Genomic DNA, 20,723 nt, shown 5'->3' with positions numbered 1-20,723 from the left:
ATATTCTTTATTTGTTTTAAAATAGTATATTTGTAAACTAAATATTGTATATGAATTTTCAATTAATCAAAGATGTAGTTGATTTAATAGAAGAGTTTGAAAAAGAAAATACGTGTAATGCTAATGCTTCTATTGATGATTTTAAAAAGTGGATTATTTTAAATAATCATCTAGAAAGTTCTTGTGATGTTCCTCATTGGATCGGAAAAGAGAAAATGAGATCGCCTGAAAGTGTTATAAGTACATTACTTGTTCATATGAATAGGTATGCTAAAAGTTATTCAAAATCTGCTATTATAGGATCGGATTTTTCATCTCAAGAAGATTTTATTTACTTAATCAATTTAAAGGCATTTGGGGAGATGACAAAAATGGATTTGATAAAGAAAAATGTGCATGAAAAACCAGTAGGGATGCAAATTATAAATCGACTAATTGCTAAAGGTTGGGTAGATCAAGCTTCATCTGAGCTGGATAAAAGAAGTAAAGTTATTCAAATTAGTTCAGTAGGTTTAGAAGTTCTTGAAGAACAAATGGATAAAATTAGGCTTGCGACACAAATTGTAGCAGGTAATTTAACTTATGTTGAAAAAATGGAATTAATAAATCTACTTCATAAACTCGAAGAATTTCATCAAGCAATCTATGAAAAGAATTTTGAAACAGAATCTCTATTAAAAGAGGCTTACAAACATATTAATTAAATACAACTAGTATGAAAAAGAGTATATTTTTCTTTCTACTTATCTGTTGTTCGTTGTTTTGTTTTTCGCAAACGAAAACGTATCAATTGTCCAGCCATATTTTAGATAACTCTACAGGAGAACCTGCACCATCTGTTTCAGTTACATTAGAGAAAATGAATGTAGACAATTCGTGGACTAAGGTAAGTACACAAATAACAGATAAAGATGGTAGAATAGGGAATTTTTTACCTTATGGTCAGAATAATGACGGTGTTTATAAACTCGTATTTCATATTCAACCTTATTTTGATAGTAAAAAATTGCAAACATTTTATCCTTTTATCGAGATTGTTTTTCGTATTAAAGGGAATAAGCATTTTGATGTACCATTGACTGTATCTCCTTATGGTTATTCTACATATAAAGGAAGTTAAAAACGAGATATGAAAAAAAGAATAGCCATTATTGGATCTGGATTTTCTGGTTTATCAGCTGCTGCTTATACAGCAAAAGAAGGACATGAAGTACATGTATTTGAGAAACATAATCAGCCAGGCGGAAGAGCAAGACAATTAAAAACAGAAGAAGGTTATGTATTTGATATGGGACCTAGTTGGTATTGGATGCCAGATGTTATACAAGATTTCTTTGAGGATTTTGGTTATGCCACTTCTTCTTTTTTTGAATTGATATCGTTAAATCCTCAATTTGAGATGATTTTTTCTAACGAAAAATTAGATGTACCTGAAAATTTTGAAGCACTAAAAGAAACCTTCGAAAAAATAGAGAAAGGAGCTAGTTTTCAATTAGAAAACTTTATGAAATCTGCCAAATTTAAATATGAAGTAGGAATGAAGGATTTTGTACATAAACCTTGTACTAATTGGACTGAATTTGTATCTATTAAAATTGCTAAAAATGCTTTGAAATTGGATTTACTTTCTAATTTCAGAGCATATGTTGCACGATATTTTAAAGATAAGAAATTGAGAGCTTTGATGGAGTTCCCAGTTATATTTTTGGGCGCATCTCCTGAAAAGATTCCTGCCTTGTATAGTTTGATGAATTATGGCGGTTATGTATTAGGTACTTATTATCCTAAAGGAGGTTTTTATCAGCTGGTATTAGCAATGAAAAAAGTAGCAGAAGAACAAGGGGCGCACTTTCATTTTAATTGTAATGTTGATAAAATAAATGTAAAAGATAAAAGTGTAAGTTCGCTTGTAATAAATGGTGAAATCTATGAATTTGATGAAGTGATTGCTTCTTCTGATTATCATCATACAGAAACACTTTTGAACGCAGAATATAGAAATTATACGGCTGACTATTGGGAAGAAAGAACATTTGCTCCATCTAGTCTGATTTTTTATCTTGGTTTTAATGAAACTATTCCGCATTTAAAACATCATACACTATTCTTTGAAAATGAATTAGATCTACATATAGATAGCATATACGAAAAGAAAAGATGGCCTGAAAAACCTTTGTTTTATGCTTGTTGTCCATCAAAAACTGATCATTCTGTTGCACCAGAAGGGAAAGAAAATTTGTTTTTGCTAATGCCGATTGCAACAGGAATAGATGACAATGAATTTGTGCGTCAGAAGTATTTAATGGAAATGCTTTCACGATTAGAAAAGCATACAGGTGTTGTAGATTTGCAATCTAAAATTGACTTTAAAAGAAGTTATTGTGTCAGAGATTTTGTGTCAGATTATAATGCTTATGGTGGTAATGCTTATGGGTTGGCTAATACACTTGATCAAACAGCAGTATTAAAACCTAAAATAAGAAATAAAAAGCTAAAAAATTTATTTTATACCGGTCAGTTAACTGTTCCTGGACCAGGAGTTCCTCCCTCTATTATATCCGGTAAAATAGTGGCCAATGAGATCAACAAAATAAAAAAGTAATTCTATATGAAACAATTATTTGATGAGCTTTCTTATTCGGTGAGTAAGATGACAACTCAAAAATATAGCACAAGTTTTTCTTTGGGTATTCTCGCTTTAAAACCTTCTATTCGATCGGCTATTTATGCGATTTATGGTTATGTAAGGTTGGCAGATGAAATCGTAGATAGTTTTCATGGATATAACAAAGAGAAGCTTTTAAAAAGATTGAGAAAAGAAACTTTACATGCATTAAATGAGAGGATATCGCTTAACCCCATCTTACAATCATTTCAAGAAACTGTAAATTATTATAAGATTGATAAAGAACTTATCGATCAATTTTTGAGTAGTATGGAAATGGACTTGCAACAAATAGAATATGACTCGGACTTATACAAAACCTATATTTTAGGTTCTGCTGAGGTAGTAGGACTCATGTGTTTACAGGTTTTTACAGATGGTAATAAAGATAAGTATGCAGAATTAAAACCTTATGCGATGAAATTGGGCTCTGCTTTTCAGAAAATTAATTTTCTTCGAGATTTGAAAGAGGATTATCATATTTTGGGAAGAACTTATTTTCCGAATGTGGATATAAGTGGTTTTGATAATAAGATAAAATACGCAATAGAAAAAGAAATAGAAAAAGAATTTGATGAAGCGTTGATTGGGATTAAAAAACTTCCAGCTTCTTCAATTTTTGGTGTTTATCTTGCTTACAAATATTATCTTTCTTTGTTTAAGAAGATCAAAAAAAAATCATCAAAAGAAATTTTAAATGGAAGAATTAGAATAGCTAATTCTGAAAAAGCTTTTGTTGCGTTTAAAAGTTACATAAGATATAAAGCTGCTTGGTTATGATTAAAATGTTAGGGTTTCTCATTGTGGGATTTTTAGGTTTTATAAATGACACTGAGTTAGTTCTTGAAGAGGTAAGGGCTAATTATTCTAAGTTATCTAATGACAAAGAATTATGTGTAAATGTAATAGCTGAATTAGACCGTATAAAAAATAAATCCGCTATTTATTTGGGTTATCTAGGAGCTGTACAAACGATCAATGCTAAACATGTGTCTCATCCATTAAATAAGCTTAAAACTTTTAATAAAGGTAAAAAGAATATAGAGAAGGCAATACAGATTGAACCTGAAAATTTTGAATTGCGATTCATTCGGCTATCGGTACAAAAAAACGCACCCTCATTTTTGAACTACTATTCAAAGGTTGAAGAAGATACGCAAATCTTATCAGAAAACAGGCGTAAAATAACGTCTATAAATTTGCGTAGAAATATTGAAAAAATTTTAAACGAATAAGTGATGAAGTACCGTTTGTATAGAGAACAACAGCTGTATTGTGATATTGATACAGCTTGGCGATTTTTTTCTTCTCCAATGAATCTTTCGGAAATTACACCTAAAGATATGGCTTTTACAGTTTTGTCAGAAGATCAGGATCAGCCAATTTTTGAAGGTATGCTCATCGATTATAGTGTGTCACCGCTATTGGGTATTCCTTTGAAATGGCAGACAAAGATTATTCAAGTAGAGCCGCAGCAAAGTTTTACAGATTTTCAACAAAAAGGTCCATATAAATATTGGAAACATTTTCATGAATTTATTCCCAATGAAAAGGGGGTTTTAATGAAAGATACAGTAGAATATGAGCTTCCTTTTGGAGTTTTGGGAAATGTTGTTCATTCTCTTTTGGTGAAAAAAAAGTTGAATAGAATATTTGATTATCGTCATCAAGTATTAAAGCAATTATTTAATACTTAGGTGTATGAATTTATTTTTAGTATTGCTAATATTTGTACTTATGGAGCCTATTACATGGTTTATTCATAAATATGTGATGCATGGATTTTTATGGTTTCTCCACAAAGATCATCATGATCATAGCCATAAAGGATCAGTTGAAAAAAACGATTATTTTTTTGTGATATTTGCGATTCCGACTATTGCTTTGATGTATTTTGGTTCGCTCAATAAGTATAGTTACTTGTTTTTTGTAGGGGTAGGAATTATGCTTTATGGCATGGCGTATTTTTTTGTGCATGATGTTTTTATTCATCAACGACTGAATTATTTTAAACGAATAAAGAATCCGTATTTTCTTGCTCTTCGTAGGGCTCATAAACAACATCATAAGCATCTAAATAAAGATGATGGAGAATGTTTTGGGTTTCTATATGTTCCTTTCAAGTATTTTAAAATGTACTTTAATTCTGCGCAAAAATGATGTCTTATACTTATATTTTGATTTTATTTTTTACAATAATTATTTGTTTCTTATCATCCTTTGATTCTCGTATTCTTTTTCACCGTCATTTTGGAGCTTTTTTTAAGGCAGCACTTGTTGTAGCTGTTCCATTTATTGCATGGGATATTTGGTTTACAGCTAAAGGAGTGTGGTGGTTTAATACAGATTATACACTTGGTTTTTTTATAGGAGGTCTACCTTTAGAAGAATGGTTGTTTTTTATTTGTATACCATTTTCTTGCATATTTACCTATTTCTGCTTTGATAAATTTTTTAAATTAGATTGGCTTTCCTGTTTTAATAACCTGATTGTTTTTTTTACTGTGATTGTTTGTTCAATCGTCGCTTTACTTTATTATGATAGAATTTATACCCTATTAACAGCTGTTATAACATTGGTTGTTTTACTGTATTTACACTTTGTTCGTTGTGTAGATTGGATAGGAAAAGCTTCGTTTGTTTTCACTATTCTTATGCTTGGTTTCTTTCCTGTAAATGGTATTCTAACAGGTACAGGATTAGAGTCGCCAATTGTAAATTATAATCCTGATGATTTTTTGGGAATCAGAATGGGAACTATACCAATAGAAGATGCTGTGTATGGATATACGCAATTTCTTTTAGTTCTCTATTTTTTTAAACAATTTAAATCAAAATCTCATGAAAATGAAAAATAAAATACTATTGAAAACAGCTTGTATAGGATTGTTAATATTTTCCAATTCATGTTCCTCTATTCCTAAAAAGGCAGAAGCTGTTCGAAATTTTGAAGTTGATCGATATTTAGGTACTTGGTTTGAAATCGCTCGTTTAGATTTTCGTTTCGAGAAAAACTTGGATAATGTCTCCGCTAACTACACTTTTGATAAAAAAGGAAATCTGGTGGTTTCAAATAGCGGATTTAATAAGGATAAACAAGTATGGAAGCAAGCTATAGGTAAAGCAAAATTTAGAGACGGTAAGCAAATAGGAAAGCTAAAAGTAAGCTTCTTTGGACCTTTCTATGCTGGATATAACGTAATTGCTTTGGATGAAAACTATCAATATGCATTGGTTATAGGTAAAAATCTAAATTACTTATGGATTTTATCTAGGACGAAAGATATTCCAGATAATATTAAAACAAACTTTCTTGCATTAGCTTCAGAAATTGGTTATGATATATCCAATTTGATTTGGGTAGAACATAATCGAAATGATAATCCATTTTTAAATGAAAAATAAAATTTCCATTTTTTGGTTTCGAAGAGATCTTCGTTTAGAAGATAATGTTGGGCTGTACCACGCTCTTTCATCTGGAATTCCTGTGTTACCTATTTTTATTTTTGATGAAGGTATTCTACGGCAACTGGATGACAAGAAAGATAGGAGGGTGGATTATATTCATCAAGCGCTTCAAAATATTAATGATCAATTAAAATCCTTTGGGACAAGTCTCCATGTATATTATGGTGATCCTTTCAAAATTTTTCAGCAACTTTCAACAGAGTTTGCTATTCATTCTATATTTTGTAATCGTGATTATGAACCTTTGGCAATTAAAAGAGATACTTCGATTTACAATTATTTTAAGTTATATAACATTTCGTTTAAAGCATTTAAAGATCAAGTAATTTTTGACAAGAAAGATATTTTAAAGAAAGATAGTTCTCCTTATACAGTATATACGCCGTATGCAAAAAAATGGAAACAAATTTTGAAAACAGAACATTATAAATGTTATAAGCCTGATTACAGTAAATTTTTGAAAACAGAATTCAAAACGATTCTTTCACTGAAAGAAATTGGTTTTTTAAAAACATCAATTTTATTCAAACAGCCAAAGCTAGATAAGGAAATTATTCAAAATTACCATAAATATAGGGATCATCCTGCTTTACAATGTACGACCCAATTAGGTATAGCTCTTAGATTTGGAACGATTAGTGTACGAAAATGTGTTGCGTTAGCGATAGAGCTAAATGAAACATGGCTAAATGAATTAATTTGGAGAGAATTTTTTATGCAAATACTCTATCATTTTCCATATGTTGTTCACCAACCTTTTAAGGCTAAGTATAATGCTATTAAGTGGAGGAATAATGAGCAGGAATTTAAGCTATGGTGCGATGGGAAAACAGGTTATCCTATTGTAGATGCAGGAATGAGAGAGCTTAATCAAACTGGTTTTATGCATAATAGAGTAAGAATGATAACAGCAAGTTTTTTATGCAAACATCTACTCATAGATTGGCGTTGGGGAGAGGCTTATTTTGCATCAAAACTAAACGATTATGATTTGTCTGCAAATAATGGTAATTGGCAATGGGTTGCTGGATCAGGATGCGATGCGGCACCTTATTTTAGAGTCTTTAATCCAACTCTTCAGACAGAAAAATTTGATAAAGAATCTCTTTACATCAAAAAGTGGGTCTCAGAATTTGAAACTGATGATTATCCTTCTCCTATAGTTCCTCATAATTTTGCTCGAAACAGAGTTTTAAGCATTTTTAACGAAGCATTCAAGGAGTAAAATGAAAGAATAATAATGATTTAAAATATTAAACGACTATAATTTATTTTTTCACATTTTCTGCTTTTGCAGAATTAATATCAAGACTTCCCTAAAAGGTATTTACATCAATAATGAAATGTCAAGCTGATTTGATTTCAGCTTCTCATTATCGTCAGTCAGAGTGGCGTTTGCAAAACGTTGTATCGAAGACTTAGACGATAAATAACGAATGACAAAACCCGTTTGTGAAATTGACAACGAATTTGAATGTTTAAATAGGAATTAAAAAAATCCGACGATTTAGAATCAAAATGTAACTCAACTCTAAATTATTGGAATAAAAAAAGTTGGAGTGTTTGAGTGAAGCGAGTTGCCAACTTTATGGAAATAATTTAGCAAGTTGAATCATTGAGAGACTAGTGTCGGCATCTTTTTTTGTTTCGTTTTTTGGATGAGCAAAAAATGAAAGGAAGAGATTCTTCGACAAACCTAGAATGACAAACCCAGTTGTTAAAACTGAATTTGATTATTAATAAAAAAAGCGTAAAACGTTAAGCATAGACCGTAAACCGTAAAAAAAACAAACAAACCTTACTTCAAAATTTTAATTTTGCTTACCGCTTACCGCTTACCGCTTACTCCCAACATCAAGGCAAGATGAAGGCAACATAATGGCAGTAGAGTGGCAGTAAAGTGTATGCAATAAAAAAGAGAAGTAAAACCTCTCTTTTTTATTCATCATTTAAGTTTCTTTGAAATAATTGATTAGACTTATATACTCAAAGACACTCAAAACTAGAGAAATTTATAGAACAACAAAGAATACAACAAGTACATTTTATAAAAAGAATGTATAATTTATAAATTATACACTTTTAAACGATTAAGTACTTAATAAACGATTTAGGATATAAAATAAAGTACATTAGTATTAATCAATAAATCTAAACTATGAAAAGAGTTGTAACCTATGTGTGCATTCTCTTACTACTACCTCTTCTAATAAAAGCACATCAAATAGATTCTTTAACTTCAAAAGATAACACCTATTTAATCGAAAGATTGGATGCATTAATAGATGAAAAGCATCATCCAAATGCGATGCTCTATGTGCAAGCGTATATAAGAAATGCTAAAAAAGAAAAAGATAAGCTAAATTTATTTTATGCTTATAAAGAAGGAATCTTTTTTTCGAGCCATTTAAACACGCAAGTAGAATATGCAGATAGTGCAATAATTATTGCCCGAAAATTAAAAAATAAAGAATTAGCAGCAACAGCTTTATTATCAAAAGGATTAGCGTATTACAAAGCAAAAGATTATAGAGAAGCATTACAAAATTACTTAAATGCAGATCATGAGTTAAACCATTCAAAAGATCAATACCTGATGCATAAAGTAACGTTTAATATGGCGATGATAAAAATAAAATTACATCATTACAGCCAAGCAGAAGAATTATTGCTTAAATGTAAAACCTTTTTCCAAACAAAACCAGAAAACAAAGACTACCAAGCGTATCTATTAAATACAATATATCAATTAGCATGTCTCCATCAAGAAGTTGGTAACAAAGCAAAAGCGAAAGAATTTAATCAACTAGGACTAAATAAAAGCAAGGTATACAACAACGATTTTTTCCTTAGACATTTTACGATAAATAAAGCAATTGATGAGTTTTTAAATGATCAATTTGAGACGGCTATTCAATTATTATCGACTAAAGAAGATATTTTAATAAAAACGAATGATTTTAATACACTAACCAAAATCTATTACTACAAAGCAAAGGCATTTGATAAATTGAATAATCAACAACATAAAATAATATATTTTAACAAAATAGACAGTATTTTCAATGAATACAACTTCTTAGAAATTAAATACAGACCGATATATGAAAACATATTAAATGATGCATTAGCTGCTTCTGATACGAGCAGACAATTATATATAATCAATCAATTACTAAAAATGGATGAGTTAAATTATAAGCTAGATGTAGAAATGAGTCAAGTTATATACAAAGAATATGATACGGCTCAATTACTCAAATTAAAGGAAAAGTTAGTAAATAAATCTCAAAAATTATATGTTGTATTAGTTACATGTTTTACTGGAATAATAGTATTGATAATGGGAATCGTAAAAAGTAGAAATAAAAACAAACGATTAATAGAAAAGTTCAATTTGTTTATAGAAGAATCAGCTGAAACAACTTATAAAGAACGGATAACATTGGTTAAAGATGATGACGAATTGAACAAAGAGGCATTTGAAAATATACTATTAAAATTAGAAGAATTCGAGCAGAACAAAGAGTTTTTAAACCCTAACATAACAGTAGTAAGTTTGGCAAAATCATTTTCAACGAATACCACTTATTTATCAAAATGTGTCAATCAGTACAAAGGAATTAATTTTTCATCGTACATCAATCGGTTGAGAATAAAATTTATTACTGATTTATTACAAGAACAACCACAATACCTTAATTATAGTGTAGGGGCATTAGGAGAAATAGCAGGTTATATGAATCCAAGACAATTTTCAAATGTTTTTTACAGTGAAACGGGCTTGCGTCCCTTAGATTTTATTAAAATTCAAAAACAAAAAAATAAAGAAAGCACATAATGGTATATTAGTGTAATATATTGACTTACAGGTGTTCAAAATGACTTGGCTATTGTTTTACATAGATCGCTGTTGCAACTTTACAAAACCATTGCGCAATGGAGATCAATGTTTAATTTAAAATTATAAAAAAATGGCAAAGCAAAAAGGCTTTTTAAAAATTAGAGGTTCAATCGGAGATTTAAACTTCTACAAATCAAAAGATGGTTATATGGTAAGAGAAAAAAGCTCAATAGATCGAAATACCATAATGAGTGACCCACGCTTTCAGCGTACAAGAGAAAATATGCAAGAATTTAAGAATGCAGGTACTGCTGGAAAAACATTACGAAACGCATTCAATGCGATCATAAAAAATGCAAAAGACAGTAGGCTATCTAGCCGTCTCACAAAAGTAATGCACGGTATTCTAAAAGAAGATACAATAAATGCTCGTGGTCAAAGAAATGTTCACAAAGGGAATCAACAACTGATGAAAGGGTTTGATTTTAATGCAGGTGCAGCGTGGTTGAAAACAGTCTTAATTCCTGTACAAGTAACAATAGATCGTATCTCTGGTGAAACAAAGTTTACATTAGATGCATATAAACCCTTAGATGTGATAATAGCACCACAAGGAGCTACCAATTACCGATTTGTAGCAGCTTCTACAGAGATAGATTTTGAGAAAAACGAATACATTACCAAAACATCGTATACAGATTATTATCCATATGATGAGGTTGAAGTGAATGATGTAGAGTTGTTGAACAATCTTTCTCCAAATTCAGAGCATACAATCGCTTTAGCAATTGGAATCGAATTCTATCAAGAGGTGAATACTGTTTTATATCCATTAAAGAATGGAAGTTTTAACGCTGCACATTTAATCGAAATCAATCTACCATGATGACAATTGTAGTAGAACGCATGTATTATCCAAATGGCACAAATGGAAGCTTATTCATAAATGATAAGATGGTATGTTATACCATCGAATTGCCATGGAAAGAGAACAAACCACGTAATTCATGTATACCAGAAGGATGTTACACATTAAAAAAGAGAAGCTCACAAAAATTTGGAGAACATTTTCTGATTACAAATGTACCCAATCGTTCAATGATCTTAATTCATCCTGCCAATCATGCAAAAACTGAATTACAAGGATGTATAGCTCCAGTAACCAAATTAACAGGTGAAGGGAGAGGAGAGTTATCAAGAAAAGCATTTACAAATTTTAAAACACTAGTAAATGATAAACTTGATCGTGATCAAAAAGTGATTTTAATGATTAAAAGTAAACAACATGACAATTATTAATCGTTTTACAGCACCTACTCCTAAATTGTTCCAACAATTACGAAACATAGGATTAACCTTAGCTGCAATTGGAGGAATATTGATCGCTGCTCCTGTAGCATTACCAACAACATTGGTAACCATAGGCGGATACCTAACAGTTGCAGGAGGTGTAATATCAGCTGTCAGTCAATTGACAGTAAACGACAAAGTTCAAAGTAATGATGATGAATAATAGTAATACATCGTTAATTGTTGGAACAATAGGAGGGACAATGACAAGTTTGCTAGCGACTATTCAATGGGAGCAACTTGTTTATACGATTTGTATGGGAATAGTTGGAGCAACATGCAGTTATGGGACATCATACTTACTGCATAAGAAAAACAACCCTTACGACGAAGACTAAGTGTTTGATTACAAGTAAGATTTGGAAATCTTATTTTATTGATGTAAATTTTAACAACATTCATTTAAGTTTCATTGAAGTAATTATAATTATTACAGAAATGAAAAATAACGAATTACAAAGAATGGTGATTTATCCGAAAGATGTATCAATCATTACGGGAAAAGGATATAGGCAAAGTCTTCGCTTACTCAATAGAGCTAAGCAATTAATCGGAAAAGAAAAAAAAGACTTCCTAACATTTGACGAATTTTTGATCGTTTTTAAGATGAAATCGTAAAACCAAAAATGAAAAAGGTTCTCAATTTTTTAATTGAAAACCTTTTTCTATGTAACATAATTTTTAATAAGTGTTACTTCCCGATACAGAAAGTGATAAATCTTGTGTTTATAAGGAGTGTAGGGGAGTAAGGTGTAGTATTGGTGTACAAAAATTTGTGAAAGTTTAACATTTTAAAAATAATATACACTTTTAGGCATTATTATTATCTCTTAAGATATTCTCAATTTCTCTTAATATTTTTTTGTATTTAGCGTCAGCATATATTAAGTTGATGATGTCAATATTAATAAGAATATAATTTCTTTGACTCTTAGTTAGTCCATATTTTCCTGAATCAAAAACATCCTTAATCTTTAAATATCGTTTATCTTCTGTAAAATTATTTATATAATTAGAGTTTTTATAAAATATAGAATCTTTAGAATTAGAATCAGTTTCAAAGATATTTTTTATGAATTTTATTTGTTCTTGATTTAAAAAAAAATTAGTTGTTTTCATTATAAGTAATTTTAACAAATAGGTTTTATAATTTCTAATTTAAACAATTCCTTAGTTTTTTTCATAATACTCAATTTTTCTTTTTCATGGTTTTTTAATCTGAAATTTTGAATTTAATTCATCAAATCTTAATAAATAGCCATTAATAATTAGGTCAATGAATTTTTTGTTCTTTTTTTGAGGTAAATTATGTTGTTATTATTTTTTTGTAAGGTTAATAATTTGTTTTTGAATCCAAACAGGTGCATATTTCAATTGTTTTTGAATAACTTGTTCGTTTAGGTGAAGGATTGAAGGTTTTATTTGATTAAAAAAATCATCTGTTATTTCTTTTTGCCCTATTTCTTTAAAAGCTTGAACAATCAAGTGTAATAATTCATCTTTAATAGCAAAGCTTTTAGGAACTGTTTTTTTGAATTGAATAGTTCTATTTCCTATTTTTATTTCGCGTTGCGAACCATCGGTCAAGTAAACAGCTTTCAAAGGAATTTGAGTTGTTAAACCTAATAAGTACAAAGCTAAAACTCCTGTTGGCGCAATACGAGCTTTATCCCGTTTAGCAATCTGTTTAGCAATTTCATCTATAGTCGGATAAATCTTTCCTAATAGCAAATCTTTTTTAGGTTTAAGATAAATACCATGTGTTAAACGTTCAACTAAACCTTCATTTTCTAATCGAGAGAGAACTTTACGGATATTATCTGAAGAACCATATTTTGAAAAATCATCTAAAAAAAATATTTCGCCAAATGATGATTTTAAAATCTTTGTTTGTATCTTATTTTTAGATGTTTCTATCATATTTCTACAGTAATATTTGTCACAAATATCGTGAAAATTTGTGACAAAATTTAATATAAAAAATGTAATTATAGTAATTCTATATCTTGTAATTTACTACCAAATTCATCATTTGCTGCTAGTTTGAAAATATCATCTTGTAAACCTAATACTCTTAAAACATTAAAATAAGCTCCCATTGCAACACTAGATTCTCCTTTTTCTATTAAAGATAGTGTTGATCGAGAAATACCAGCACGTTCAGCAACTTGTATTGCTGTTAATTTTCTACGTTTACGTGCAAGTTTAATATTTTCTCCCATTTGAGATAAACCATTTTTATATTTAGGTAAAAGAACTTGTTTTTTTCATAAAATGTCCGTTATTATATACAAATACACAATAAATGTACGAAATAACGGACGTTTATTCTTAATTTAAACTTAGATTAGTTCCTTAAATTCCAATTTTCTCCTTTATTTCTCGAATAGTATAATCCTTTGTCTGTTATTGCTAAAATTTCTGAACCATTTAAAGTTAAATTGTGAAATTCATTGAAGCTTGAATTTACAACTCCTCTTCTATGCCAATTTTCTCCATTATTTTTAGAATAAGAAATTTGTTTTCCGTTTTTAGTTATCGCTAATAATTCTTCTCCACAATCTAATAAAAAACTAAAATCATCCGATTGCAAAGATCTTCTGTTCCAATTTTCTCCATTGTTAACGGAATATTGAATTTCATTTTTATTGGAAGGATTAATTCTGATTAACTCTTTTCCTTTTTGAATAATTTGTGACATATATTAAATTTTATTTCAAAATTATCCTCTTTGTAGGACGTAAAATGTACGAGTCAATAAATATATTTGTAGAAAAGATTTTTATGTCAAATAACTATTCTATACAACGAATGTATAACGTCATTCGATTTCTGAAAAATAAACCATCTACAATGGTCGAAATTCAGGATTATTTATCAAGATTAAGTTCAACTTATGTCAGAAATGAAAAAACAATTCGACGTGATTTTCAAAATATTGAAGAGTTGTTTGGTTATGAAATAGAATATGATAAAAGACAAAGAGTATATAAAATTGAAAAAGTAGTTGATGATATTTATAAAGAGAAATTATTAGAATCAATCGCTTTAATGAATATTTTGCAACAATCTGAAAATGTAAATAAATACATACATTTGGAGCAAAAGCAAAAAATAGATACAGATTATTTGAATGATATTATCGAAGCCATTAAAAATAAGCAAGTTTTATCCTTTACACTGAATAGTTATTGGAATGAAGCCACAAAAAGAAAATGTGCGCCAATTGCAATAAAAGAAGCAATGAAAAGATTCTATTTAATCGCCTATGATCTTGATAAAAAAGAAATAAGAAATTATGGATTGGATAGAATTTCAAATTTCAGAGTTTTAGACGAAAAGTTTACTCCAGCAGCTTATAATGTAAATGAAATGTATCAACATGCTTTTGGAATTGAGAATTATTATGATCCTGTGAATGTTGTTTTACGGTTTGATAATACGCAATTAAATTATCTAAGATCTTTACCATTGCATCATTCTCAGCAAATTATAAGAGAAGAAGCCGATACATTTACGATAAATTTATTTGTTCATCCAACATATGAATTGAAAATGGAAATCTTAAAATTTGGAGATTATTGCGAAGTTTTAGAACCAGATTTTTATCGTGAAGATTTAAAAAATACTGTAAATAAATTATACAAAAAATATAAAAAGAACCTTTAAATAGTTATAAATGAGCAACGAATTAATAACCAATTTTATTGAAGAATATAAGTCAATAGAAAAACAATGGAGCGAAAAAGAAACAAAAGGTGACGATTTCAATGTATTTGATTTTATGCATTCAGTTTTTGGAATTACAGAAACAAAACACTCTAAAATCGTTGCATATTTCTTAAATCCTTCTGCTAATCATGGTTTAGGAACTTTATTTTTGAATTCATTTCTAAAGAAAATAGAAATTGATTTTGACGAAGATGCAAAGTATGATTGGGTAATTACAACAGAAGATAACAATGCTGATATTGTAATTAAAGCAACAAATCCACAAAAGATTTCTGTTGTAATTGAGAATAAATCGAATGAAGCGAAAGATCAAGCAAATCAGTTATATCGCTATTGGTATGATCATATTTACACATTTCATAATAATAATTTAGATAAAGCTGAAAATAAGCAGATATCAGGTTTGGTTTATCTCAGCGGATTTAGCGGGAAATCTTACACAGAATTGTCATTAGAAAAACCCGACAACATTAGTTTAGATTATCTAAGACTAGATGAGTCAAAAGATTTTATAACAAACTGGTCTTATGTTACTGAATTAAGGGATTGGTTAATAGAGTGCGCTGATAAACTTGAAGAGAAAAGTTGGTTTAAATTCTTTTTAAAGAATTACATCCAGTTTTGGGAAAAACAATCACTAAAAAATAAATTTTACATGGAAAACTTAAATAATTACTTAAAAGAAAATAATAACAAAGAAGATTGGAAAACGTTGAATAAAAGTCTTGCCGATATTAATAATTTAAAAGGAGAATGGTTAAGCCTATTCTCAGAAAAATTAGGTCGAATAAATTATAATACAAGCAAATTTTATTTTGATCATGATTATGCTAAGCGTAATCTTGATTTTAGATGGACATTAGGTAAAGTTGAAAATTGGAATGACATCTGTTTTATTTATGAACCATTAGTAGGATTACAGATATGGAAAAAAGATTTTTATACCCATAAAAATAATTATAAAGATCAATTTGAACATATTTTTTCTACTGACTTTGATTATTTGGACAATACTGATAATTATGCAATGGTTCTAAAAGATAATATCAAGTTTGAAACCGAGGAAGAAGCGGCTTGGGAAATTGCGAATAATTCGGAGGTTTTGATTACTAAAATTTCGGCTATATTAGAAAAATATACCTATAACGAAGAGGTGATTGATTTGTTTCAAAAAATTAGTAATGAAGTAAAATAATCAATAGCCGTGGTTTTTAGGCGTTGAAAAAACTTGCTTGTAATTTATTTTTTTTAAAACTATGGAAACAAAGAAAATCAAACAATTAGAATTTATTCGAGCAAAACTTCAAGTTGATAAAAAACATGCGATTTATTGTAAGAATTATGCAAAAGCAAGGAATTGTCATATCAGGCTTAAAAACATAAATAATTCAATCAATCAAGAACAAAACAAGCTTTGGAATTATACTTTGTCGGTAAAAGTAAACACATATAGTATTGATTATCTAATTGAAATTTACAAATACTTTGATCAGATTAATTATAAATCGTTGTTATATAACAAAATATTAACTCAATTATCAATTGTTAATGAAGAAATAGATGATCTTTTTTTACAAGATAATCTAGAAAAATCAACGATTAAAATTAACGAACTTCGTCAGTTAAGAGAATTTATAGTAGAAAAAGAGCTTTATTAAGAGCTCTTTTTGATTAATGATTCTAAAAAAATATTTAATGGAATTGGTAAATAAAAGATATGCTGAAAATGAAGAACAATGTATTGGTAAAGTTATATGTTGACGATTTACGTCCAACTCCAAACGGATATTTGCGAGTTTACTATTATAAGGAGTTTGTAAAATATATTCTGAATAACGGAATTCCTGATTTTATATCGTTTGATCACGATTTAGGAATAGAAGAAACAGGTTATGATTGTGCGAAGTTTTTGGTCGAATATTGTTTAGATTATCATCTTACAATCCCAAATTTTACTGTACATAGTCAAAATCCTGTAGGAAAAGAGAATATAGAAAAACTACTTTATAATTTTCGAAAACTAAACAAATAATATATTAATAAAACTAAAAAAAGTGATGAACGAAGAACTTGAAAAAAACTTGTTAGAAAACGGTTTAAAAAAATCCTTTATTGGGACAATAGAACAAATAATTGATGAAATGAATTCATTTTTCATTGATGCTCAACTTGAGAATAAATTGAAAAACCTAATTATTTTAAACATCATAAGTGAACCATCTAGAGAAGTAACAATGGATGAAATTGGTTTGATTCATGATACAATTCTGAAAGGAATTGGTAGTCAAGTTTCAATTATTGTGAATTTTGAAGAAAAGCCTCTTGCCGAAATTGGTACTTACGAAATAGAAATTCGCTATTTATTGGAGTAATACTTCTTCAAAAAGTAATAAACGTAAAGCTGATTATATAATTGTATAATCAGCTTTTTTGTCTTTAAATTTATGGAATAAGAATATATTGTCACTTTTATAAAAACAGTTTAGATATGTTTTTAACAATCTCTTCTTGCCAAACTTTAATATCTGAAGCTGTTGCAATTTGCATTATGCTACATTCTTTATCAGACATTTCTAAATGATTTTCAGAACTAAAGTAATTTCCTTTCTGAATGGAATGTTGGTCAGAAGGATAGACAAGTGCTACTTTCTTAGCTTGATAAAATCGATGATATACATACATTTGACGAAGATCTTCAGGAGATGGATTATATCCATTTAGGTTCTTCCATTTCGTATCTAAGACGTAATTCTTTTGAGATTCTTTACATTTTAAAATAATGTCAGGTCGCATTTTGGATGAATATCCCGAAGTTGGTTTCCAAAAACTCTTTGTTACTTGTGATGAAACAAAATGTCTTGTTAATTTTCTTTTCAACGTCACTAAAATAAACTGCTCCCATAAACTATTCATATCAAACATTAGAGCCAATACATCATTTCGACCTTTGGAAATATCAGGATGATAGTTCAACAATAATAATTTAGAAATTTCTAAAGCAGTTTTATAATGCTGATTTTTTCGGTCAAAAACTATTTTTTTGAATGTAGATTCATTTACTTTAATATCTTTCATTTCAGGAAAGTCTAAAGTTAATGCACCAATTCTTCCTTTTAAAAGAGAATTTGAATTTATATGAGCTAAAAGTTTTATGGTTTTGAATAAGATTTCATGAATAGTATGTTCATTAGAATACTGCGTATATTTTACATAAAAACGTTCTTTATGAACCAAATTATGAGCAATATGTTTGGAAAACTGTAAAGCACCTTTTAAAGATGTTTGATTTCCTTCATTTTTACGGTATCTTTTAATCAAACCTCTATGAAGTAAATATTCAAGCTCTGAAATAAATAATTCGAAATAGAGCTCTAAAATTGAATTTGATTTTAATTTCAATGAACTCGAGCCAGTTGATTTTACATCAAATCCCCAAACGGTTTTGATCATTCCAATCAATAAATCACGCCATTTTTCTTCTCCAGCTTTATCTGCTTTTGGTAAAACTTCAATCGTCGTTTTACCAATCTGAATAATACCAACATGTTCATTGAATTGAACACCATTTCTTAAGAGTTTAAAAAATGGTGTATAATTTCCGTGATAGCGTTCTAAAGCTTCATGTAGTTGCTTTTCTTTTTCGTCTTTTAGATTGAAAAAACGTTTTTCATGTTCAAATACAGTGATGAGATTTTGTTTAGTCAAAATACTAGCGATTCATTAATAATTTAATAGCATTACCAAAATTCTCAGGATTCCCTTTGTGATTAATAATCTCGTAAGACTCTTTTTCCTCAAATTGGGAATAATCTAAATGCTCAAAATTAGCAAATACAGAATCTTGTTCAATTTTTCTAATAAATCCAGCACCTAATACCAAACCAATTTTGCCATAATCACTAAAAAAATATTCTTGTAGAAGAGGAATTATATTTTTGTAAAATGAATCGATAATCGTTACTTCATTTTTATTGATAAAATAAGCATGACCAATTTGATGATCTTTATCTAGTAATTTTTCAATTCTTTTATTAATTGTTTCTAGTAGGTGAGAAGCTGTAAATCCAAATAAATCTTGTTGTAAACCTTCTAAATCATATTTCGGAGGCATTTCTTCAAAAACAAAACGACGTCTAAGCGCAGTATCCAATGCTTCAACACTACGATCTGCTGTATTCATCGTTCCAATGATGTAAAGGTTAGACGGAACCCCAAATTTCTCTTTCGAATAAGGTAAAGTAACTTCAATTGCTTCGTCATTTCCTAATCGTTTATCTTCTTCAATTAATGTAATTAGTTCACCAAAAATCTGTGATACATTTCCTCGGTTTATTTCGTCTATTACAATGACAAAATTTTTAATATCACTATTTATTGATTCAGATTCAAAATCTACATCATAAGAGTTTAATTTATCAACTATTGAAGGATAATAAATACCAACTCCTTGATTTTGAAATTCTCGTATACCATAATATAAATCCCTTAAAGTATTAATGCTTAATGTATGGTTATTCGTTCCACTTGCCTTAAGAAAATTAATAGAACTGTCAGAAAACCCTAGAATTTTAAAATCATTTCCTTCTCTTTTCATAGGAAATTCAATCATTGGATTTTCTTCCCATTCATCTTTCAATAATTGAAATACCTTGTCAAAAGGTTTTGTTTGTTTTGTTCCAGATGTAGATTTTTTCCAATTATCAATAGACTTACTTACAATTTCTTTAAAAAGTCCATTTTTAATATTATAAATAACATTATTATCCTTTGTTTCTGGCTTTATACCCTCAATAAAATCTTCGTACGTCATACTTTGATGAAATGTTGTAAATACGATTTGACCTTCTTCAACCAAACGATTATATTCTTTTTTAATCGTATTTCTGTCTTGTGTTAAATCAAATTTAGGATTTGCAATTTCTATTGCTTTATTAATTGTATGATACGTTTTTCCTGTACCAGGAGGTCCGTATAAGATTTGGTTTAAGGTAATTTGATTTCTCACAAAATCTAAATTTATAAATTCATTTTCTTCTTCTATTAAATCATTAGTTAATTCATCAATATTATTGTATTTTTCAAATCGTTCATCCATTTTATTCAGCATTTTTGACTGTTCTTCTGGAGTAAATCGATGAGCAATAAAATCAGGATTCTCGCTTTTTATTTTTGTAATTTCTTCATCAACTATAGGAATTACTCGATCTAATAAATTTTCAAGATCATTTTCTAATTCATCAAATGAATCATAATCAGTAGTAGAGTAAATTCCAAAAAACTCCATTTTAGCTTTTTCATCTGAATAATACACGCGTTTAAACTGGTCTTTAAGCCTTTCTTTAACTTTTTGAACTAAAATTAAATCACATTTGTTTTGATTATCACTAGGATTTTTAGTTTGGTTAAACTGTATATAAAATTCTATTTTTTCTTTTTTTAAATCAAAAACTAGATTAATTAAGTCACTTGAAGAGCCTGGATATGAAACAGGAATAAACCAAAAAGTAGTAGAAAAATAATTTGATTTTTCAGTACCAATAAAATAGTTTAATTCAGCTCCTTTATTTGCCTTTTGTCTAACAGAAAATGTGAAGTTTTTATCCTTTTTATTTTTTTCTTTTAACCAATTATATACTTCTTCTTGTAGTTCTTTATACATTTCGT

General features: G+C 28.7%; 26 protein-coding genes. 20 read left to right on the top strand and 6 right to left on the bottom strand.

Translation table 11 applies throughout. The annotated features are described in order from the left end of the window. The first annotated feature begins 50 nt into the window (after nucleotides 1–50). The 15 genes from E4J94_RS14085 (at nucleotide 51) to E4J94_RS17725 (ending at nucleotide 11,945) form a co-directional block, all read left to right on the top strand. Nucleotides 51–704: a MarR family winged helix-turn-helix transcriptional regulator gene (locus tag E4J94_RS14085; RefSeq protein ID WP_135836425.1), complete on the top strand. Its 654-nt coding sequence runs from the start codon at nucleotides 51–53 to the stop codon at nucleotides 702–704. Between the two features lie 11 nt (nucleotides 705–715). Then, entirely contained in the window at nucleotides 716–1,120 is a 405-nt protein-coding gene (gene uraH / locus E4J94_RS14080; RefSeq protein ID WP_135836424.1) for a hydroxyisourate hydrolase, read from the top strand. 9 nt (nucleotides 1,121–1,129) lie between these two features. Continuing rightward, nucleotides 1,130–2,602: a phytoene desaturase family protein gene (locus tag E4J94_RS14075; protein ID WP_135836423.1), complete on the top strand. Its 1,473-nt coding sequence runs from the start codon at nucleotides 1,130–1,132 to the stop codon at nucleotides 2,600–2,602. A gap of 6 nt (nucleotides 2,603–2,608) precedes the next feature. Then, entirely contained in the window at nucleotides 2,609–3,445 is an 837-nt protein-coding gene (locus E4J94_RS14070; RefSeq protein ID WP_135836422.1) for a phytoene/squalene synthase family protein, read from the top strand. Beyond that, nucleotides 3,442–3,900, top strand: coding sequence for a hypothetical protein (locus E4J94_RS14065; RefSeq protein ID WP_135836421.1), 459 nt, complete (start codon nucleotides 3,442–3,444; stop codon nucleotides 3,898–3,900). Before E4J94_RS14070 ends, E4J94_RS14065 begins: the two co-directional genes overlap by 4 nt. Nucleotides 3,901–3,903: 3 nt before the next feature. After that, complete coding sequence (locus tag E4J94_RS14060; protein ID WP_135836420.1) at nucleotides 3,904–4,362, top strand: SRPBCC family protein; 459 nt, start codon at nucleotides 3,904–3,906, stop codon at nucleotides 4,360–4,362. 4 nt (nucleotides 4,363–4,366) lie between these two features. Next, complete coding sequence (locus E4J94_RS14055; protein ID WP_135836419.1) at nucleotides 4,367–4,825, top strand: sterol desaturase family protein; 459 nt, start codon at nucleotides 4,367–4,369, stop codon at nucleotides 4,823–4,825. Further along, nucleotides 4,825–5,523, top strand: coding sequence for a lycopene cyclase domain-containing protein (locus E4J94_RS14050; protein ID WP_246034345.1), 699 nt, complete (start codon nucleotides 4,825–4,827; stop codon nucleotides 5,521–5,523). Before E4J94_RS14055 ends, E4J94_RS14050 begins: the two co-directional genes overlap by 1 nt. Next, nucleotides 5,513–6,070, top strand: a complete 558-nt coding sequence (locus tag E4J94_RS14045; protein ID WP_125350630.1) for a lipocalin family protein — start codon at nucleotides 5,513–5,515, stop codon at nucleotides 6,068–6,070. Before E4J94_RS14050 ends, E4J94_RS14045 begins: the two co-directional genes overlap by 11 nt. Continuing rightward, nucleotides 6,060–7,358 (top strand): cryptochrome/photolyase family protein, encoded by a 1,299-nt coding sequence (locus E4J94_RS14040; protein ID WP_135836417.1) that lies wholly within the window; start codon nucleotides 6,060–6,062, stop codon nucleotides 7,356–7,358. Before E4J94_RS14045 ends, E4J94_RS14040 begins: the two co-directional genes overlap by 11 nt. A gap of 933 nt (nucleotides 7,359–8,291) precedes the next feature. Then, a complete protein-coding gene (locus E4J94_RS14035) occupies nucleotides 8,292–9,974 on the top strand; it encodes a helix-turn-helix domain-containing protein (protein ID WP_135836416.1) in 1,683 nt (560 codons plus the stop codon). A gap of 133 nt (nucleotides 9,975–10,107) precedes the next feature. Then, a complete protein-coding gene (locus E4J94_RS14030) occupies nucleotides 10,108–10,863 on the top strand; it encodes a hypothetical protein (RefSeq protein WP_135836415.1) in 756 nt (251 codons plus the stop codon). After that, nucleotides 10,860–11,276 (top strand): DUF5675 family protein, encoded by a 417-nt coding sequence (locus E4J94_RS14025; RefSeq protein ID WP_314244024.1) that lies wholly within the window; start codon nucleotides 10,860–10,862, stop codon nucleotides 11,274–11,276. Before E4J94_RS14030 ends, E4J94_RS14025 begins: the two co-directional genes overlap by 4 nt. After that, nucleotides 11,263–11,490, top strand: coding sequence for a hypothetical protein (locus E4J94_RS14020; protein ID WP_038330403.1), 228 nt, complete (start codon nucleotides 11,263–11,265; stop codon nucleotides 11,488–11,490). Before E4J94_RS14025 ends, E4J94_RS14020 begins: the two co-directional genes overlap by 14 nt. A gap of 122 nt (nucleotides 11,491–11,612) precedes the next feature. Further along, nucleotides 11,613–11,945, top strand: a complete 333-nt coding sequence (locus E4J94_RS17725) for a hypothetical protein (RefSeq protein WP_221411298.1) — start codon at nucleotides 11,613–11,615, stop codon at nucleotides 11,943–11,945. Nucleotides 11,946–12,137: 192 nt separating this feature from the next. Here the strand turns inward: E4J94_RS17725 and E4J94_RS14010 are convergent, their stop codons facing one another. The 4 genes from E4J94_RS14010 to E4J94_RS17695 form a co-directional block, all read right to left on the bottom strand. After that, nucleotides 12,138–12,446 carry a hypothetical protein gene (locus E4J94_RS14010; protein ID WP_135836414.1) on the bottom strand — a complete coding sequence of 103 codons (309 nt, stop codon included), beginning with the start codon at nucleotides 12,444–12,446 and terminating at the stop codon, nucleotides 12,138–12,140. A gap of 198 nt (nucleotides 12,447–12,644) precedes the next feature. Next, nucleotides 12,645–13,247 (bottom strand): DUF6088 family protein, encoded by a 603-nt coding sequence (locus tag E4J94_RS14005; protein WP_135836413.1) that lies wholly within the window; start codon nucleotides 13,245–13,247, stop codon nucleotides 12,645–12,647. Between the two features lie 68 nt (nucleotides 13,248–13,315). Then, on the bottom strand, nucleotides 13,316–13,549 hold the full coding sequence (locus E4J94_RS14000; protein ID WP_135836412.1) for a helix-turn-helix transcriptional regulator: 234 nt from the start codon (nucleotides 13,547–13,549) through the stop codon (nucleotides 13,316–13,318). A gap of 125 nt (nucleotides 13,550–13,674) precedes the next feature. After that, nucleotides 13,675–14,028 (bottom strand): beta propeller repeat protein, encoded by a 354-nt coding sequence (locus tag E4J94_RS17695; protein ID WP_125350824.1) that lies wholly within the window; start codon nucleotides 14,026–14,028, stop codon nucleotides 13,675–13,677. A gap of 83 nt (nucleotides 14,029–14,111) precedes the next feature. Here E4J94_RS17695 and E4J94_RS13990 point away from each other — a divergent pair, with 83 nt between their 5' ends. The 5 genes from E4J94_RS13990 to E4J94_RS13970 all read left to right on the top strand — a co-directional run bounded on the left by E4J94_RS13990 (nucleotide 14,112) and on the right by E4J94_RS13970 (nucleotide 17,431). Next, nucleotides 14,112–14,996, top strand: a complete 885-nt coding sequence (locus tag E4J94_RS13990) for a helix-turn-helix transcriptional regulator (RefSeq protein WP_168801884.1) — start codon at nucleotides 14,112–14,114, stop codon at nucleotides 14,994–14,996. A 10-nt stretch (nucleotides 14,997–15,006) separates the two neighbouring features. Continuing rightward, complete coding sequence (locus tag E4J94_RS13985) at nucleotides 15,007–16,254, top strand: PD-(D/E)XK nuclease family protein (RefSeq protein ID WP_135836410.1); 1,248 nt, start codon at nucleotides 15,007–15,009, stop codon at nucleotides 16,252–16,254. Between the two features lie 61 nt (nucleotides 16,255–16,315). Further along, entirely contained in the window at nucleotides 16,316–16,717 is a 402-nt protein-coding gene (locus E4J94_RS13980; protein ID WP_125350821.1) for a hypothetical protein, read from the top strand. 68 nt (nucleotides 16,718–16,785) lie between these two features. Further along, nucleotides 16,786–17,091 carry a cyclic-phosphate processing receiver domain-containing protein gene (locus E4J94_RS13975; protein ID WP_135836409.1) on the top strand — a complete coding sequence of 102 codons (306 nt, stop codon included), beginning with the start codon at nucleotides 16,786–16,788 and terminating at the stop codon, nucleotides 17,089–17,091. Between the two features lie 25 nt (nucleotides 17,092–17,116). Further along, nucleotides 17,117–17,431 carry a hypothetical protein gene (locus E4J94_RS13970; RefSeq protein ID WP_135836408.1) on the top strand — a complete coding sequence of 105 codons (315 nt, stop codon included), beginning with the start codon at nucleotides 17,117–17,119 and terminating at the stop codon, nucleotides 17,429–17,431. 97 nt (nucleotides 17,432–17,528) lie between these two features. On the opposite strand, the gene E4J94_RS13965 is transcribed toward E4J94_RS13970, so the two are convergent. Then, entirely contained in the window at nucleotides 17,529–18,764 is a 1,236-nt protein-coding gene (locus E4J94_RS13965; protein ID WP_168801883.1) for an McrC family protein, read from the bottom strand. Nucleotides 18,765–18,768: 4 nt separating this feature from the next. Beyond that, nucleotides 18,769–20,718 (bottom strand): McrB family protein, encoded by a 1,950-nt coding sequence (locus E4J94_RS13960; RefSeq protein WP_135836406.1) that lies wholly within the window; start codon nucleotides 20,716–20,718, stop codon nucleotides 18,769–18,771. Nucleotides 20,719–20,723: the final 5 nt, after the last annotated feature.

Origin of the sequence: Empedobacter tilapiae, assembly GCF_004785645.1 — a bacterium.
In the GTDB taxonomy this organism is placed as follows: Bacteria; Bacteroidota; Bacteroidia; order Flavobacteriales; family Weeksellaceae; genus Empedobacter; species Empedobacter tilapiae.
This window is presented reverse-complemented; position numbering and strand designations above follow the sequence as displayed.

Excerpts from the sequence above, each read along its gene's own strand:
- E4J94_RS14085 (WP_135836425.1), top strand. The coding sequence starts at position 51 with ATGAATTTTCAATTAATCAAAGATGTAGTTGATTTAATAGAAGAGTTT.
- uraH (WP_135836424.1), top strand. The coding sequence starts at position 716 with ATGAAAAAGAGTATATTTTTCTTTCTACTTATCTGTTGTTCGTTGTTT.
- E4J94_RS14075 (WP_135836423.1), top strand. The coding sequence starts at position 1,130 with ATGAAAAAAAGAATAGCCATTATTGGATCTGGATTTTCTGGTTTATCA.
- E4J94_RS14070 (WP_135836422.1), top strand. The coding sequence starts at position 2,609 with ATGAAACAATTATTTGATGAGCTTTCTTATTCGGTGAGTAAGATGACA.
- E4J94_RS14065 (WP_135836421.1), top strand. The coding sequence starts at position 3,442 with ATGATTAAAATGTTAGGGTTTCTCATTGTGGGATTTTTAGGTTTTATA.
- E4J94_RS14060 (WP_135836420.1), top strand. The coding sequence starts at position 3,904 with ATGAAGTACCGTTTGTATAGAGAACAACAGCTGTATTGTGATATTGAT.
- E4J94_RS14055 (WP_135836419.1), top strand. The coding sequence starts at position 4,367 with ATGAATTTATTTTTAGTATTGCTAATATTTGTACTTATGGAGCCTATT.
- E4J94_RS14050 (WP_246034345.1), top strand. The coding sequence starts at position 4,825 with ATGTCTTATACTTATATTTTGATTTTATTTTTTACAATAATTATTTGT.
- E4J94_RS14045 (WP_125350630.1), top strand. The coding sequence starts at position 5,513 with ATGAAAAATAAAATACTATTGAAAACAGCTTGTATAGGATTGTTAATA.
- E4J94_RS14040 (WP_135836417.1), top strand. The coding sequence starts at position 6,060 with ATGAAAAATAAAATTTCCATTTTTTGGTTTCGAAGAGATCTTCGTTTA.
- E4J94_RS14035 (WP_135836416.1), top strand. The coding sequence starts at position 8,292 with ATGAAAAGAGTTGTAACCTATGTGTGCATTCTCTTACTACTACCTCTT.
- E4J94_RS14030 (WP_135836415.1), top strand. The coding sequence starts at position 10,108 with ATGGCAAAGCAAAAAGGCTTTTTAAAAATTAGAGGTTCAATCGGAGAT.
- E4J94_RS14025 (WP_314244024.1), top strand. The coding sequence starts at position 10,860 with ATGATGACAATTGTAGTAGAACGCATGTATTATCCAAATGGCACAAAT.
- E4J94_RS14020 (WP_038330403.1), top strand. The coding sequence starts at position 11,263 with ATGACAATTATTAATCGTTTTACAGCACCTACTCCTAAATTGTTCCAA.
- E4J94_RS17725 (WP_221411298.1), top strand. The coding sequence starts at position 11,613 with ATGGGACATCATACTTACTGCATAAGAAAAACAACCCTTACGACGAAG.
- E4J94_RS14010 (WP_135836414.1), bottom strand. The coding sequence starts at position 12,446 with ATGAAAACAACTAATTTTTTTTTAAATCAAGAACAAATAAAATTCATA.
- E4J94_RS14005 (WP_135836413.1), bottom strand. The coding sequence starts at position 13,247 with ATGATAGAAACATCTAAAAATAAGATACAAACAAAGATTTTAAAATCA.
- E4J94_RS14000 (WP_135836412.1), bottom strand. The coding sequence starts at position 13,549 with ATGGGAGAAAATATTAAACTTGCACGTAAACGTAGAAAATTAACAGCA.
- E4J94_RS17695 (WP_125350824.1), bottom strand. The coding sequence starts at position 14,028 with ATGTCACAAATTATTCAAAAAGGAAAAGAGTTAATCAGAATTAATCCT.
- E4J94_RS13990 (WP_168801884.1), top strand. The coding sequence starts at position 14,112 with ATGTCAAATAACTATTCTATACAACGAATGTATAACGTCATTCGATTT.
- E4J94_RS13985 (WP_135836410.1), top strand. The coding sequence starts at position 15,007 with ATGAGCAACGAATTAATAACCAATTTTATTGAAGAATATAAGTCAATA.
- E4J94_RS13980 (WP_125350821.1), top strand. The coding sequence starts at position 16,316 with ATGGAAACAAAGAAAATCAAACAATTAGAATTTATTCGAGCAAAACTT.
- E4J94_RS13975 (WP_135836409.1), top strand. The coding sequence starts at position 16,786 with ATGAAGAACAATGTATTGGTAAAGTTATATGTTGACGATTTACGTCCA.
- E4J94_RS13970 (WP_135836408.1), top strand. The coding sequence starts at position 17,117 with ATGAACGAAGAACTTGAAAAAAACTTGTTAGAAAACGGTTTAAAAAAA.
- E4J94_RS13960 (WP_135836406.1), bottom strand. The coding sequence starts at position 20,718 with ATGTATAAAGAACTACAAGAAGAAGTATATAATTGGTTAAAAGAAAAA.